This window comes from Streptomyces malachitofuscus (assembly GCF_055571035.1).
The window spans coordinates 1-15483 of record NZ_JBVIGA010000039.1; the positions used below are offsets into that span (position 1 = coordinate 1).

13 protein-coding genes, 2 pseudogenes and 1 riboswitch are annotated in these 15483 nt (G+C 71.7%); of the genes and pseudogenes, 8 read left to right on the plus strand and 7 right to left on the minus strand.

All coding sequences use genetic code 11. From position 1 onward, the window contains the following. Positions 1 to 815 (minus strand): methionine adenosyltransferase (metK, locus tag ACZ44S_RS36215; protein ID WP_466937115.1); only part of this gene is annotated, 815 nt, incomplete at its 3' end. Positions 816 to 981: 166 nt separating this feature from the next. Between metK and ACZ44S_RS36220 the strand changes: the two genes are divergently transcribed. Continuing rightward, entirely contained in the window at positions 982 to 1602 is a 621-nt protein-coding gene (locus ACZ44S_RS36220; protein ID WP_466937117.1) for an HAD family hydrolase, read from the plus strand. Positions 1603 to 1620: 18 nt separating this feature from the next. Here the strand turns inward: ACZ44S_RS36220 and ACZ44S_RS36225 are convergent. Continuing rightward, a pseudogene (locus tag ACZ44S_RS36225) lies at positions 1621 to 2142 on the minus strand (helix-turn-helix domain-containing protein). A gap of 129 nt (positions 2143 to 2271) precedes the next feature. On the opposite strand from ACZ44S_RS36225, the gene ACZ44S_RS36230 reads away from it, so the two are divergent. The 6 genes from ACZ44S_RS36230 (at position 2272) to ACZ44S_RS36255 (ending at position 9319) form a co-directional block, all read left to right on the plus strand. Continuing rightward, positions 2272 to 4170 (plus strand): ABC transporter ATP-binding protein, encoded by a 1899-nt coding sequence (locus ACZ44S_RS36230; protein ID WP_466937119.1) that lies wholly within the window; start codon positions 2272 to 2274, stop codon positions 4168 to 4170. 37 nt (positions 4171 to 4207) lie between these two features. Further along, positions 4208 to 4318: riboswitch (cobalamin riboswitch) on the plus strand. Positions 4319 to 4438: 120 nt separating this feature from the next. Beyond that, positions 4439 to 5542, plus strand: coding sequence for a FecCD family ABC transporter permease (locus tag ACZ44S_RS36235; protein ID WP_466937121.1), 1104 nt, complete (start codon positions 4439 to 4441; stop codon positions 5540 to 5542). Next, entirely contained in the window at positions 5542 to 6315 is a 774-nt protein-coding gene (locus ACZ44S_RS36240; RefSeq protein ID WP_466937123.1) for an ABC transporter ATP-binding protein, read from the plus strand. The genes ACZ44S_RS36235 and ACZ44S_RS36240 overlap by 1 nt, the downstream gene beginning before the upstream one ends. 39 nt (positions 6316 to 6354) lie before the next feature. Next, the gene (locus tag ACZ44S_RS36245; protein WP_466937125.1) at positions 6355 to 7377 is read left to right on the plus strand and encodes an ABC transporter substrate-binding protein; all 1023 of its coding nucleotides are present in this window, start codon (positions 6355 to 6357) and stop codon (positions 7375 to 7377) included. Positions 7378 to 7554: 177 nt separating this feature from the next. After that, complete coding sequence (locus tag ACZ44S_RS36250) at positions 7555 to 8961, plus strand: DEAD/DEAH box helicase (protein ID WP_466937127.1); 1407 nt, start codon at positions 7555 to 7557, stop codon at positions 8959 to 8961. Positions 8962 to 9076: 115 nt separating this feature from the next. Next, a complete protein-coding gene (locus tag ACZ44S_RS36255) occupies positions 9077 to 9319 on the plus strand; it encodes a DUF5302 domain-containing protein (protein WP_466937129.1) in 243 nt (80 codons plus the stop codon). 35 nt (positions 9320 to 9354) lie between these two features. Here the strand turns inward: ACZ44S_RS36255 and ACZ44S_RS36260 are convergent. Both ACZ44S_RS36260 and ACZ44S_RS36265 read right to left on the minus strand, forming a co-directional pair. Beyond that, positions 9355 to 9869 (minus strand): annotated as a pseudogene (locus ACZ44S_RS36260) (ABC transporter permease); the annotation flags it as partial. A 77-nt stretch (positions 9870 to 9946) separates the two neighbouring features. Beyond that, entirely contained in the window at positions 9947 to 11290 is a 1344-nt protein-coding gene (locus tag ACZ44S_RS36265) for a lysine N(6)-hydroxylase/L-ornithine N(5)-oxygenase family protein (protein WP_466937131.1), read from the minus strand. 121 nt (positions 11291 to 11411) lie between these two features. Between ACZ44S_RS36265 and ACZ44S_RS36270 the strand changes: the two genes are divergently transcribed. Then, complete coding sequence (locus ACZ44S_RS36270; protein WP_466937180.1) at positions 11412 to 12359, plus strand: methionyl-tRNA formyltransferase; 948 nt, start codon at positions 11412 to 11414, stop codon at positions 12357 to 12359. A gap of 33 nt (positions 12360 to 12392) precedes the next feature. Here the strand turns inward: ACZ44S_RS36270 and ACZ44S_RS36275 are convergent, their stop codons facing one another. Genes ACZ44S_RS36275 through ACZ44S_RS36285 form a run of 3 tightly spaced genes read right to left on the minus strand, consistent with a single transcriptional unit; the run spans position 12393 to position 15446 of the window. Continuing rightward, complete coding sequence (locus ACZ44S_RS36275; protein ID WP_466937133.1) at positions 12393 to 13253, minus strand: ABC transporter ATP-binding protein; 861 nt, start codon at positions 13251 to 13253, stop codon at positions 12393 to 12395. A gap of 4 nt (positions 13254 to 13257) precedes the next feature. Then, entirely contained in the window at positions 13258 to 14367 is a 1110-nt protein-coding gene (locus ACZ44S_RS36280) for a FecCD family ABC transporter permease (protein ID WP_466937135.1), read from the minus strand. Between the two features lie 35 nt (positions 14368 to 14402). Further along, positions 14403 to 15446: a FecCD family ABC transporter permease gene (locus ACZ44S_RS36285; protein ID WP_466937137.1), complete on the minus strand. Its 1044-nt coding sequence runs from the start codon at positions 15444 to 15446 to the stop codon at positions 14403 to 14405. Positions 15447 to 15483: the final 37 nt, after the last annotated feature.

The window sequence follows — 15483 nt, forward strand, 5'->3', positions numbered from 1 at the left end:
TTGGAGGGGTCCTTGCCGGAGAACGCGCCGCCGCCGTGGCGGGCCATACCGCCGTAGGTGTCGATGATGATCTTCCGGCCGGTCAGGCCCGCGTCGCCCATCGGGCCGCCGATCTCGAACCGGCCGGTGGGGTTCACCAGCAGCCGGTGACCGTCCGTCGCGAGCCTGATCCCCTCGTCGGCCAGCTCCTTGAGCACGGGGACGACGACGTGCTCCTGGATGTCCGGGACCAGCAGCGAGCCCAGGTCGATGTCGCTCGCGTGCTGCGAGGAGACGACCACGGTGTCCAGACGGACCGCCTTGTCGCCGTCGTACTCGACGGTGACCTGCGTCTTGCCGTCGGGACGCAGATAGGGGACGGTCCCGTCCTTGCGCACGTCGGACAGGCGCTTCGACAGCCGGTGCGCCAGGTGGATCGGCAGCGGCATCAGCGTCGGCGTCTCGTCCGTCGCGTAGCCGAACATCAGACCCTGGTCACCGGCACCGCCGGTGTCCACGCCCTGCGCGATGTCCGGGGACTGCGCGCCGATCGACACCGACACCCCGCACGAAGCACCGTCGAAGCCCTTCCTCGAGGAGTCGTAGCCGATCTCCAGGATCTTCTCCCGCACCAGCGTCGCGATGTCCGCGTACGCCTGGGTGGTGACCTCGCCGGCCACGTGCACCAGGCCGGTGGTGATCAGGGTCTCGACGGCGACCCGGGAGGCCGGGTCCTCACGAAGCAGCGCATCGAGGACGGTGTCGCTGATCTGGTCAGCGATCTTGTCGGGGTGACCCTCGGTCACGGACTCCGAGGTGAACAGTCGACGGGACATGACTCTCCTGACGGCCGGGAAGACGGCGCACGGCGGATGACGGCGGCATCCATGCTCGCGCCCGACACACGAGGAGATCCCTAGAGGTAGCACGGTGTGACCGGTCGTGAAGGATCACTCACATCTCTGGTGTGAGCCCCCTCACGGGTGGCATAGTCGAAGACTCATGTCTGCTCACACCGCCGCCGTGTTCTTCTCTTTGGACTGCGTCCTGGTCCGGGGAGGCAGCCTTTCCCGCCTGCTCGAGGAGCGCCTCGGCCTGAGCGGTCCGTCGAGCCTGCATGAAACCGGGGAGACCGACGCGGCGCGCTGGGCGGGGATCGCCGAGGGCGCCCTGCACACGCAGCTCACGGGCCTGCCCATGCTCCCGGGCGTCGCCGAGACGACCCGCTGGTGCTGGGGCAACGGTCTGGTTCCGGTCATCTCCAGCCTCACCTGGACCCCGGTCGGCGCACACCTCGCCGACCGGTTCGGCGCCCACTCCTACTTCGGCTGCCCGCTTCAGACGTCGCACGGCCGCTTCACGGGCAAGACCGGCGACACGACCGTGCTCACGGACGAGAGCGAGTTCGCCCGTCGGCGGGCGGACGAACTCGGCGTCACCCCTGAGGACTGCGCAGCGGTGGGCGCCTGCGCCACCGACGGCCCCCTCTTCGAGTCCGTCGGCCTCGGCATCGCCTTCAACGCCCCGCCCGCCGCCGGCGCCCGTGCGACCACGTCGGTCCGGGGCGACGACCTGCGCGCGGTGATCCCCGCGCTGAAGACCCTGACCCGCAGCGGGGGATGACGCCGCCGCCCGCCGGGTTCATGGCCTTCCTCCGCCGCCGGAGGCCCGGTGCGGGTCGGCATGGATATGGGTGCGCATGCCCTGCGGGTCGAACAGGACGGGGAGTTCGACCGCACCGCCGTCCGCGCTGCCCAGCCAGTGCGGCAGGGACGTGTCGAACTCGGCTGCCTCGCCGGGCGGCAAGCGTCAAGGCGGCTCCGGCCGGGCAGGAATGATCACCTTGAACGCCTGCACCCCGCCCGGCCGCCGGGACAGCGGCACGAACGTCATCCCGAACCTCCGGATCGGCGTCAGATGGATGCGGGGATCGCCGGTGCGCGGGACACCGACCAGGTCGTCCAGCGGGACGTTGTAGGTACGGGCCGGCGGCAGCAGCAACTCCAGGGTCGCCCGGCGCTGCCCGCTCTCCAGCCGGGACAGCGTGCTCCCCGACACACCGGTCGTCATCGCCAGGTCGGCGAGGGTGAGGCCACGATGGCGCCGCAGCGCACGCAGTCGCGGCCCCACTCCTTCGAGCACCTGGTCCGTTTCAGGGCCCATGCGGCCATCCTGCCGACTGACGTGGGAAGCGTACGGGGGAAGTGTCCGGTTGTCGCCCATCCGCGGTAAATGCCTGGACCGGGATCGTCCTCCCGCGGCAGACTTCCGGATTCCGACCCCGGGAGTGTGATGGCGACCACAGATGCACACAGGCCGACGCCGGGCAGGAGCGCGGTCGTTCTCGCGCTGCGCCGCTACGGCCAGGAGATGTTCCGACTGCGCAGGCTGGCCCTGCCCGCGCTGCTTCTGCCGGCCGTGGGCAACATCGGCATCCGCTACGTGGCCCCTCTGCTGATCGCCAAACTGGCGGGGCAGGCCGCCGACGACGGCGGCCTCACCCTCGCTTCCGCACTGCCGTACGTGCTGGGCTTCGGCGCGGTTCTGCTGCTCGCCGAGGCCTTGTGGCGGATCGGACTGCACTGCCTGAACCGGGTGGACGCCCTCGGCATGGAGCACCTGTACGTCAGCGGCATGGACGAACTCCTCGCCAAGGACGCCGCGTTCTTCCACGAGAACTTCGCCGGCTCGCTGACCAAACGGGTGCTGAGCTTCGGCAAGCGCTTCGAGGACTTCGTCGACACGCTGACGTACCGGATCGTGGGCAGCCTCGTGCCCCTGGTGTTCGGCGCCGTGGTCCTCTGGAGCTACGCACCGATGCTCGTCGTCGGCCTGCTGCTGATGATCGCCGTGACCGTGGTGGCCGCCGCGCCTCTCGTCCGCCGCCGCCAGGCGCTCGTCAACGAACGCGAGGCGGCGATCGCCCGGGTCTCCGGCCATGTCGCCGACAGCCTCACCAACATGGAGACCATCCGGGCGTTCGCCGCCGAGCGGCGGGAGGCCGAGGAGCACCGCAGCCGCGTCGCGGACTCCCGGCGCCTGATGCTGAAGTCGTGGGACTACGGCAATCTGCGCGTCGACACCCTCATCGCCCCCATGTCCGTACTGACCAACGTGCTGGGCCTGCTGGTGGCCATCGCCTTCGGAGGGCAGGGACAGGGGGTGGAGGAGATCGTGGTGGCGTTCACCTACTACTCCAACGCCACCCAGATCATGTTCGAGTTCAACCAGATCTACCGGCGGCTGGAGAGCTCGATGACCGAGGCCGCCCAGTTCACCGAACTGCTGCTGGACCCGCCCACCGTGCTCGACCCACCGGACCCCGAACCGCTGACACCACGGGACACCGGCGTCCGCTTCGAGGCCGTGACGTTCGCCCACGCCGGTGCGGAGCCGATCTTCGACGGCCTCGACCTGGACGTGCCCGCAGGCGCGCGGATCGGCCTGGTCGGCCGGTCCGGCGGAGGCAAGACCACCCTCACCCGGCTCCTGCTGCGGATGTCGGACATCGACGCCGGACGCGTCCTGATCGGCGGTCAGGACATCAGCCGGCTGCGCCAGGCCGACCTGCGCTCGCTGATCGCCTACGTCCCGCAGGAACCCGCCATGTTCCACCGGAGCCTGCGGGACAACATCGCCTTCGCGCGGCCCGGCGCCACCGACGCGGAGATCCACGCGGCGGCCGAGGCCGCCCATGTCACGGAGTTCGCCGGCCGGCTCCCCGACGGCTTCGCCACCCTGGTGGGGGAGCGGGGGGTGAAACTCTCGGGCGGCCAGCGCCAGCGCGTCGCCCTCGCCAGGGCCATCCTGCGCGACGCCCCGATCCTGCTGCTCGACGAGGCGACCAGCGCGCTGGACTCGGAGAGCGAACTCCTCGTCCAGGACGCCCTGTGGCGGCTGATGGACGGACGCACCGCCCTGGTGGTCGCCCACCGCCTGAGCACCGTCGCCGGCATGGACCGCCTCGTCGTCCTCGACCGGGGACGCGTCGTCGAACAGGGCACGCACGAGGAACTGCTCGCCGCGGACGGCGCCTACGCCAAGCTGTGGCAGCACCAGTCGGGCGGCTTCCTCGGCGGGGACGCCGAACCGGACCCCGGCGACCCCCCGCCGCCGGCCGGTCCCACCGCAGTGCCGGAACCGGCCGAACCGGCCGTGAACCGGGAGGCGTCGACCGGCGCGAGCACCTGACCCGGCACCGTGCCGTCCCCGTGGACCGGCGGCGTGGGTCAGGCGCTAAGCTGCAAGTGCCCCGCGGGGGAAGTCCGGTCGAAGTCCGGCGCTGACCCGCAACGGTAGGCGGATTGCCGTACAGCGATCCGTGAGCCCGATCACCCGCGGTGGTGAAGCTCCTGTCGATCGCCGTGGACTGCGAGAGGGCGCTGGCCACGGCGCCCGGCGCCCGGAGCCGCTCCTTCCCGACCGCAGGTGCACGGCCCGAGGCGAAAGCGAACCGCCGGTGGCCACGCTCCGCGACCCCCTGCCCGCCGCACCGCGCCGCAGTCCGAGCGGCGGGCCCCCGCCACCCCGGCGGGTCCCGTTGCCGCTGCTCGTGCTCGGCCTGTGCGCCGCGCTCCCCGTCTCCCTGGCCTGCGGCGCGGGCATCGGGGCGTCGGGGCTCTCGTGGGGCGAGACACTGCACCACCTCCGGGCGGGCCTGACCGGCGGCGCCATCACCCCGGACGAGGTCTCCTCGTACACCATCGTGTGGGAACTGCGCTTCCCGCGTGCCGTGCTCGCCGCGGTCGTCGGCGCCGGTCTGGCCGCCGTCGGCGTCGCCGTCCAGGCCATGGTCCGCAACGCGCTCGCCGACCCGTTCGTCCTCGGCATCTCCTCCGGCGCGGGGGTGGGGGCCAACGCCGTGCTCATCTTCGGCGCCTTCGGCGCACTCGGAGTGTGGGCGCTGTCCACGGCGGCGTTCGTCTCCGCGCTCGCCGCCATGACGCTGGTGTACGCCATCGCCCGTACCCCACGGGGGCTGACACCGCTCCGGCTGGTGCTGACCGGCACCGCGCTGTACTACGGCTTCTCGGCCGTGACCACGTTCATGGTGTTCGCCGCCGAGCACGGTGAAGCGGCCCGGTCGGCGATGATGTGGCTGCTCGGCAGTCTGGGCGGTGCGAGCTGGTCCTCCGTACCGATCGCCGCGGGCGCGGTGCTCGGCGGCCTCGTCCACCTCGGCTTCTCGGCACGGCGCCTCAACGCCCTGGCGACGGGGGACGAGACCGCCGCGGCGCTGGGGGTGGACCCCGGGCGGCTGCGCAAGGAACTCTTCCTCACGACCGCCGCCGTGACCGGGGCCGTCGTCGCGGTCAGCGGGGCGATCGGCTTCGTGGGACTGATGGTTCCGCACGCCGCCCGGATGCTGGTCGGGGCGGATCACCGCCGGCTGCTGGCCGTCGCCCCCCTCGCCGGAGCCGTGCTGCTGATCTGGGTCGACATCCTGTCGCGTGTGGTGCTCGCCCCCGCCGAACTGCCGCTGGGCGTACTGACGGCCGCGATCGGCGTGCCGTGCTTCCTGCTCCTCATGCGCCGCCGCACCTACACGTTCGGAGGCGTGTGATGCGGGTCGACATCGACGCGGTCACCGTGGAGATCTCCGGCGCCCGCGTGGTGGAGGACATCTCACTGCGGGCGGACAGCGGCCGGTTCGTGGGTCTCGTCGGGCCCAACGGCAGCGGCAAGTCCACCGTGTTGCGCTGCGTCTACCGGGCCCTGCGCCCGACCGCCGGTACGGTGCGTCTCGGGGGCGACGACCTGTCGGCCATGACCGCCCGTGAGAGCGCCCGCCGGCTCGCCGCCCTTCCGCAGGAAGCGACCGCGGAGTTCGACTTCACGGCTGCCGAGGTCGTGGCCATGGGCAGACTGCCGCACCAGAGCGCGCTGGCCCGGGCATCCGACGAGGACCGGCGCGCGTGCGCCGCCGCACTGGAGGCCACCGGCACCGGCCACCTGGCCGACCGGGGCTTCCTCACCCTCTCCGGCGGTGAGAAGCAACGGGTCCTGATCGCCCGGGCGCTCGCCCAGCAACCGCGCGTCCTGGTGCTGGACGAGCCAACCAACCACCTCGACATCGCACAGCAGTTGGACATCCTGAGCCTGATCGGCGCGAGCGGGCCGACCGTGCTCGCCGCGCTGCACGACCTCAACCTCGCCGCGCTCCACTGCGACCTCCTGTACGTCGTCGACGGCGGCCGGATCGTCGCCTCCGGCGCCCCCCACGACGTCCTCACGCCCGCCCTGCTGGCCGATGTCTTCGGCGTCCGGGCGCACCGCGTCCCCCACCCCGAAACAGCCGCGGTCCAGCTCCTCTTCGACCGTCTGCCGTCACCGTGACCCGCCTCTCCGGTCCGCCTTCGAAGGAGTCCTCACCCCATGCCGAACCGCGCACGTCCCGCCGTCCTCGCCCTCGCCCTCTTCCTGGCCGTCACCGGATGCGGGGCGGACGTCCCGTCGGACGACGGGAAGACGGGCGGCGACCGGGCGTCCGGCGACCACTATCCGGTCACGGTCGAGAACTGCGGTGAGACGAAGACCTTCGAGAGGGCCCCGCGGAGGGTGGTCACCAACGACGTGGGCATCACCGAGATCATGTTCGCCCTCGGCCTCGAGGACCACATGGCGGGATACGTCATGCCCGACGACAAGGGTGATCTCACGAAGGTGCCGTGGAAGGACGGCTACCGGAAGGCCACGTGGCTCTCGAAGGAACGGATCACCAAGGAACTGGTCCTGGACGCCCGCGCCGACCTGGTCTTCGCCGGCTGGAACTACGGCTTCAACGAGGGCGAGGGCTTCACGCCCGCCGCGCTGCGACGCCTGGGCATCGACTCCTACCTGCTCAGCGAGTCGTGCCGCAACGGACGGGGCTCGGCCCGCGGTGTGATGCCACCGCTCGACGCGCTCTACACGGACCTGCGGAACCTGGGCAGGATCTTCGACGTCGAGGCACGGGCCGAAACCCTCATCGGCTCGTTCCGCGAGCAGGTCGCCGCGGCACAGGCGAAGGCACCCAGGGGCGCCGCCCGGCCGCGGGTGTTCCTCTACGACAGCGGCCAGGACAAGCCGTTCACGTCCGGTGCCTTCGCCGGGCCCCACGACATCATCACCAAGGCCGGCGGGGACCACATCATGAAGGACCTCCGGGACAGCTGGACCACCGTCGGCTGGGAGACGGTCGTCGCCCGCGACCCCGAGGTCATCGTGATCAACGACTACGGGGACACCACCGCGGAACAGAAGCGCAGGTTCCTCATGTCCTACGAGCCACTCGCGAACGTCTCCGCCGTCAAACACGACCGGATCGTCGTTCTCGACTACGCCGACCTCGTCGAGAGCCCCCGCAACCCCGCGGCCATCAGCTCCCTCGCGTCGGCCCTCAGGAGCCCCGGCGCCTGAACGGGCTCGGCGTGCGGCGATGTGCGAGGCGACGTCTTGCCGTGATACCGTCATGCTTTTGCGTGGTCGTCGCGGTGGGCGATGCTGTCTGTTTCGGTCCCGCCCGTGCGCGGGCCGTTCCCTCCTGCTCCCTCCTGCCGGGCCTTCCTCGGTACGTTTCCCTGCGGAAGGCTGTTCATGAAGCATCCCGATGACTCCGGCACGGCTCACGGCGGTCCAGGGCCCACGACACCGGCACTGCCCCCGGCCGACTCCTTCGCCGGTCTGGGCCTGCCGCTGGAGGTGCTGCGGGCCCTGGACGGACACGGGGTGCGCGAGCCCTTCCCGATCCAGGCCGCCACGCTCCCCGACGCCCTTCGGGGACGTGACGTACTGGGACGCGGGCGCACCGGATCGGGCAAGACGCTCGCTTTCGGACTGCCGCTGCTGACACGTACGGCCGGACGCCGCGCCGAGCCGAAGCAGCCTCTCGCCCTGATCCTCGTGCCCACCCGGGAGCTGGCCCAACAGGTCACCGAGGCGCTGGCGCCGTACGCCGAGGCCCTGCGGCTGCGCATGGCCACCGTGGTCGGCGGCATGTCGATCGGCCGGCAGACCGCCGCGCTGCGCCAGGGAGCCGAGGTGGTCGTCGCCACCCCCGGACGCCTGCACGACCTGGTCGAGCGCAACGCCTGCCGCCTGGCACGGGTGAGGATCACCGTGCTGGACGAGGCGGACCGTATGTGCGACCTGGGATTTCTGCCGCAGGTTGCCGACGTGCTCGACCAGGTGCGTAGCGACGGTCAGCGGATGCTGTTCTCGGCCACTTTGGACCGCGACGTCGATCAGCTGGTCCGCCGCCACCTCCGCGACCCCGTGGTGCACTCGGTCGACCGGTCCGCGGGCACGGTCACGACGATGGAACACCACGTTCTGGTCGTCCACGGCCCCGACCGCTACGCCGTCGTCACGGAGATCGCCGCCCGCGACGGCCGCGTACTGCTGTTCCTCGACACCAAGCACGCCGTCGACCGGCTCACCCGGCATCTGCGGGCCAGTGGAGTGCACGCCGGGGCCCTGCACAGTGGAAAGTCCCAGCCACAGCGCACACGGACCCTGGCGGAGTTCAGGAACGGTCGGCTCACCGTTCTGGTGGCAACCGACGTCGCTGCCCGTGGCCTGCACGTCGACGACCTCGATCTCGTGGTCAACGTCGACCCGCCCACCGACCCCAAGGACTATGTGCACCGGGCCGGCCGCACCGCCCGTGCCGGCGAGCCGGGCAGCGTGGTCACCCTCGTGACGGCGGGCGGGCGCCGCGAGACCGGTCGCATGCTGGCCGAGGCCGGTGTCGACGCGACGGTCACCAAGGTGCGCTCGGGCGAGGCGGAGCTGAGCCGGATCACCGGCGCCAGGGCTCCCTCCGGCACCCCGCTCGGCGGCGGGCCCCCCGCCCCACGCCCCAAGAACACCCACGCTCCCTTCCGCGGCCTCGGCACCAGCAAGGACACCTCCCGCGGCGCCGGCGGCACGTCCCGGAAGGCCGGCGAGGCCCGCAAGCTCGCCGAGGCCCGCAGGGCCGCCCGGATCCGTCGCAACGGCTGAGCGGCGCTGCCCGGGGAGCGCGGCCGGACGGAGCGGGACGACGGCGTCGGCGCCCCGCAGCGCGCCCGGCATGACAAGCTGTGCCTGCCCGCCCCACCGAACCCAGGAGGTCACCATGACCGCAGATCACGCATCCACGGAAGGTTCGGAGCCGGCCGCTCCCGAGACGTCCCCTGTCGTGCCGGACGCCGACGGCACTTACGACCTCAAGCGCAAGTTCCGCGAAGCCCTGGCCCGCAAGCGCAGTGCACAGGCGGACGCCGCCGCCGGCGCCGTCAACTCCGATGCGTCGAAGGTGCGTGCGGCGCACGGTCCGGCGGCGAGCCAGCGGTCGTTCCGGCGCAAGAGCGGCGGCTGAGCACGCGGTGCGGTCGGCGTGGCCGGCCGCACCGGTCATTCCCCGCCGCGAGCCCGCCCCGCCGGCACGCCCGTGCGATGGAGCCGGCGGCGGGCGACGAGTTCGACGGTCAGGGCCACGGACAGGGCCTCGACGGCGAGCAGGGCGATGAGGACGAGGACCTGGACGGCGCCCGCCTGCACGGGGGAGGCGCCGGCCAGGAGCAAGCCGGCGAAGGCACCCGGCAGGGTGACCAGGGCGACGGTGCGGGTCCGGTCCAGCGCCGGCAGGAGCGCGTCCGAGGCGGCGCCGCGGGCGACTTCGAGGTGGGCGTCGCGCTCCGGGAGGCCCAGGGACGGGGCGGCCACGACCGGTGCCACGGGGAGTGCGATGGGCAGGGCCGCCCACCACCGGGTGCCTCGGCGGTGATGCGCCCTCCGGCGGTACGGGTCGCCACGGCGGGCACGAGGAACAGGAACCCGATCAGGACGGCGGTGTGGCGCACGGCCCAGCCGATCACCACGGACACGACGACGAGTTGGCCGCCCGCCCGCCCGCCCGCCGTCACGACCTCACGCGCCCGTACGACTCGTCGGGAGAGAGCCGGAGGACGGCGGCCACCGTGGTGGCCGCGAGCACGTGTCGTTCCTACCCGCGGAGGCCGCTCGCCTTCGCGACGGGTGCCGAGCGGTGCGCGAGGAGCGAGGAGCGGATCTCTCCGGCTCGGACGGCGGTGGTGGACAGCAGCGTCGAGGTGAGGCCGTGGGTGTGCTCGGTGCCGCCCTGGAGGTAGATGCCCGCGGTGACGTTCGGGGCGGTTTCCACGCGGTGGTCCCGTCCGACGCGGAGCTGGTCCTCCTCGTCGCGCAGGCAGAGCTTGGCGATCTCGCCGAGGTGGTCGCTGATTCCCCTGGGCTGGTAGCCGGTCGCGAAGACGAGCACGTCGGCGTCGAGTGTCTCGCGTTCCCCCGTGGGCAGGAACTCCACCGTCACCTGGACGCCGTCCGCCTGGGAGACGACCTCGCGGATCCGGGAGACGTTCATCATCCGCAGCCGCTGTGTGCCCCGGACCTTCTCCTGGTACATCGTCCGCGAGAGGGACTCGATCAAGTCCATGTCGACCACGGAGTAGTTGGTGCTGCGGTGGTAGTCGATCAGTGACTGCTTGACCTCGGAGGACGCGGAGTAGAACACGTCGACGGCCTCGGGGTCGAAGATCCGGTTGGCGAACGGGCTGTCGTCGGCCGGTGTGTAACCGTACTTGGCGAACACCGAGCAGATCTCGGCGCCGGGGAAGCGGCGGTGGAGGTACTCGACCGCCTCGGCGGCGCTCTGGCCGGCGCCGAGCACCACGGCACGGCGCACCGGTGTCTCCGAGCGCAGGAGGTGGTCCACGCGCGGGAGCAGCTCGCTGTTGTGCCAGACCCGGTCCGACAGCTCGGCACCGGGCGGCAGGTGCGGCTCCAGGCCGGTGGCCACGCAGACGGCGCGGGTCCGGCGCACCGTCCGCAGCTCCGGGGTGGCGGGATCGCGAGTGGTGACGTCGAACCAGCGGACCTCGCCGTCCTCGGCGACGGGCCTCACGAAGACCACTTCCGCGGAGTACTCGACGAGGTGGTCGACGCGGGCGGCCGCCCACTCGAAGTAGTCGTGAAACTCGATGCGCAGGGGGAAGAGCGTCTTCTGGTTGAGGAAGTCGACCAGCCTTCCCTGCTCGCGCAGATAGTTCAGGAAGGTGAAGTCGCTGGTGGGGTCACGCATCGTCACCAGGTCCTTGAGGAAGGACACTTGCATGGTGGCGTCGTCGATGAGCATGCCGCGGTGCCAGCCGAACCGCGGCTGGCGTTCCAGGAATCCGGCGTGCAGCCCGGCTCCGGCGGATGAGGTCGCGCCCTGTTCGTGGACCGCGATGGCGAGTGCGAGGTTGGACGGGCCAAAACCGATGCCCAGTACGTCGTAGATGGATTCCGGCCCAGTCTGCAGCGTCGTCACCGCGTCATCGCCTCCTGTAGTGGGGAAGCCGCAGTGTTCTCCATGAAGGAACACAGGCTCCCCTCAGCAGGCACATGCTAGATAAGGTTAGCCTTACCTAGCAATGGCTGAGGAGGCTTGGATGCGGGTCGTCATGTTCGGCTACCAGACCTGGGGACACCGGACGCTGCAAGCTCTGCTGGACTCCGAGCACGAAGTGGTCCTGGTCGTCACCCATCCGGAGAGCGACCACGTGTACGAAAGGATCTGGAACGACTCGGTTGCCGACCTGGCCGAAAAGCACGGCGTGCCGGTGCTGTTGCGCAACCGGCCGGGGGACGAGGAACTGCTGCGCGCGCTCAAGGAGGCCCAGCCGGACCTCATCGTGGCGAACAACTGGCGTACGTGGCTGCCCCCGGAGATCTACGACCTCCCACCGCACGGCACACTCAACATCCACGACTCGCTGCTGCCCTCCTACGCGGGCTTCTCTCCGCTCATCTGGGCGCTCGTCAACGGCGAGAAGCAGGTCGGCGTCACCGCTCACCGCATGGACGCCGACCTCGACATGGGCGACATCCTGATGCAGCGTTCGGTCCCCGTCGGTGCCACCGACACGGCGACGGACCTGTTCCACCGCACGGTCGACGTCATCGGCCCGATCGTCAGGGAATCCCTCGACCTCATCGCCTCGGGCGAGGCCGTGTGGACACCGCAGGACCGCTCCAGGTCGAGCTTCTTCCACAAGCGGTCCCTGGAGGACAGCCGCATCGACTGGACCTGGCCCGCCGAGGACCTGGAGCGGCTCGTGCGGGCCCAGTCGGACCCGTATCCGAACGCCTTCACGTACCACCGCGGCGAGCGGCTGCGGATCGTCGAGGCGGCGGTCTCGGAGGGCCGTTACGGCGGCACGCCGGGCCGGATCTTCATCCGCGAGGGCGACGGCGTCGTCATCGTGGCCGGCGCCGACGCACGTTCCGGGCGGCTGCCCGGACTGGTGGTCGAGCGGGTGCGCACCGAGGACGGCACCGAGTACGCCGCCACCGACTACTTCCGCACCATGGGCGGCTATCTGACGGCCCGTCCGTAAGGTCCGGCCCGTTGGGGCGTTGCCCCCTCCGGGTCACCCGATGGCGTCCGGAACGGCCACGGCGGCCGCGCCGGCGCCCTCGTGGTGCCGGCCCATGGGCACGACCATCGGCGTTCCGCTGACCGGGTCCGCGCCGACCACGCACCTCAGCCCGAAGACCTCCTCCACCGTCGCGGCGTTGATGACCTCGTCGGGGGTACCCTCGGCCACGACGCGGCCCGCCTTCATGGCGACGATGTGGTCCGCGTACCGGCACGCCTGGTTGAGGTCGTGCAGCACCATCACGACCGTGCGGCCCTGGTGCCGGTTGAGGTCGGTGACCAGGTCGAGAACGTCGATCTGGTGGGCGAGGTCCAGGTAGGTCGTCGGCTCGTCCAGCAGCATCACCGGTGTGCCCTGGGCGACCGCCATGGCGATCCAGGCCCGCTGCCGCTGTCCGCCGGAGAGTTCGTCGACGGCCCGGTGCGCGAGTCCGGTCATCGCCGTGGCCCGCAGCGCGTCGTGCACGGCTTCCTCGTCCGCGGACGACCACTGCCGCCACCACGTCTGGTGCGGCGAACGGCCGCGCCCCACCAGGTCGATGACGGTCAGTCCCTCGGGTGCCACGGGAGACTGCGGCAGAATGCCGAGCCGCTGGGCCAGGGCCCGGGTGGGGATCGCGTGGATCGAGCGCCCGTCGAGGTGTACGGCACCGGACTTGGGCGTCAGCAGCCGGGCCAGCGCGCGCAGCAGCGTGGACTTGCCGCACGCGTTGGCGCCGACGATCACGGTGATCCTGCCGGTGGGAACGGCGAGATCGAGGTCCTCGACGACGATCCGGTCGTCGTACGCCAGCCGCAGTCCCTCGGCGCGCAGGCCGGCGCCGCCGCCCGGCGCGGGGTTCGTCTTCGACACGTTGTCAGCCTCCTGAACCGGCGCGGTTGGCGCGGACGAGCAGCCACAGCAGTACGGGCGCGCCGAGCACACCCGTGACGATCCCCACCGGAAGCTCGGTGTCCGTCAGGAGCTTCCGTGCGACGAGATCGGATCCGAGAACCATCACGGCCCCGGTCAGCCCGGCGCCCACGGGCGGCGGGAAAGCCGTACCGGCCAGACGCTGGGCGACCTGGGGAGCGGCCAGCGCCACGAACGCGACGGGCCCGGCGGTCGCCGTCCCGAAGGCCACCAGCCCCACGGCGGCGAGCAGCAGCGCCACCCGCACGGTCTGCACGCGCGTCCCCAGGCCCCGGGCGACGTCGTCCCCGAGCTCCAGGGTCCGCGTCACCCGCCCGAGCAGCAGCGCCACCGGCACCAGCACGGCCATGATCACGGCCAGCGGGGTGATCTGCTGCCAGGTACGGCCGTTGAGGTTGCCGACCAGCCAGCCCAGCGCGGCCTGTGCCTGGAAGCGCTCACCGCGGGCCATGAGGTAGTCGGTGACACTCGTGCAGATCCAGGCGATGCCGACGCCCACGAGGACGATCCGGTAGCCGGTCGCGCCCTTCTTCCAGGCCAGCAGATAGACCAGCAGCGCCGCCGCGAGCGCGCCGAGCAGCCCGAGCGCCTGGGTGCTCAGGCCTCCGTCCCAGCCGAGGACGATGCCGGTGACCACGGCGGCGCCCGCGCCCTGCGTGATGCCCATCATGTCGGGGCTGGCGAGCGGGTTGCGCGTCATCGTCTGCAGCAGGGCGCCCGAGATGCCGAACGCGATGCCGACGAGCAGACCCGCGAGGGCACGGGGCAGGCGCAGCTCGTGGACGATGAGCTCGGTGGCCGGGTCGCCCGCGCCGACCAGGGACCGCACCACGTCCGTCAGCGGGAGCGAGATGTCCCCGACGGAGGTTTCCACGAGGAACAGTGCGAAGGCGGCGGCCGCGAGCACCACGCACACGGCAACCAGCCGGGGTCGCAGCACGCCGGAAACCGGCGGAAAGGCGAGTCGGAAGGCGACCCGGCCGGCCGTGCGGCGGGAGGCCGCACGGTCCGCGGCGTCCTTGCGGCCCGGTACGGGCGCGAGGTCGGTCGTCATGGGCTCACCGCTCCGTGCGTCGGGTTCGTCATGGCTCACAGCTCCGCGAGGCGTCGGCGGCGTACCAGCGCGATGAAGAACGGGCCGCCGATGAAGGCGACCAGGACGCCGGCCTGGATCTCGACCGGTCGGGCGAGCAGCCGCCCCGCGATGTCGGCGGCCAGCAGCAGGCAGGGGGCGAGCACGGCCGACAGGGGCAGCAGCCAGCGGTGGTCGGGGCCGATGCCGGCGTACTGGGCGAGGACGCGGGCGATGTGGGGGACGACCAGTCCGACGAAGACGACCGGCCCGATGACGGCGACGGCTCCGCCCGTGAGCAGGGTGACCGCCACCACGCCCTGGATGCGGACGAGTCCGAGCCGGAGCCCGAGGGACTTGGCGACGTCGTCGCCGAGCGCGAGGCTGTTGAGGGCGGGCGCGCAGGCCAGCGCGAGGACGGCACCCACGGCGAGGAACGGCAGGACGCGCAGGAGGACTTCGTCGTTCTGGTCGGCCAGGGAGCCCGCGGACCAGAAGCGGTAGCGGTTCAGGGCGTCCGGGTCGGTCAGGGCGACGGCACTGGTCAGCGAGAACAGCAGCGAGGTCACGGCGACGCCGGCCAGGGCGAGTTTCACCGGCGTCGTTCCCGACCGTCCGAGCCCTCCCAGGAAGTAGACGAAAACGCTCGCGGCGAACGCGCCCGCGAACGCGAACCAGATGTAGCCGTGGACGGAGCCGATGCCGAGGATCCCCACCGAGAGGACGACGGCGAAGGCGGCGCCCGCGCTCACACCGAGGATGCCAGGATCCGCGAGCGGGTTGCGGGTCAGGGCCTGCATCAGCGCGCCCGACAGGCCCAGCGCGGCCCCGGTGGCGAGGCCGAGGAGGGTGCGGGGCAGCCGTACGGACCAGATCACGGTGTCCACACGGGCGCTGGGAGCGTCACCGAGGAGCGTGTGCCACACCTGGTCGAGGGGAACGCTGAGCGCGCCGAACGCCATCGACAGGGCGCACAGCGTGAGCAGCGCCGCGCCGGACAGCGCGAGCAGCAGCAGTACCGCGCGGGGGTCTTTCGCCGCCCCGGCCTCCGAGGTCCCCACGTCATCTTCCTTTGGTCAGGCTTGCCTTACTGGGAGG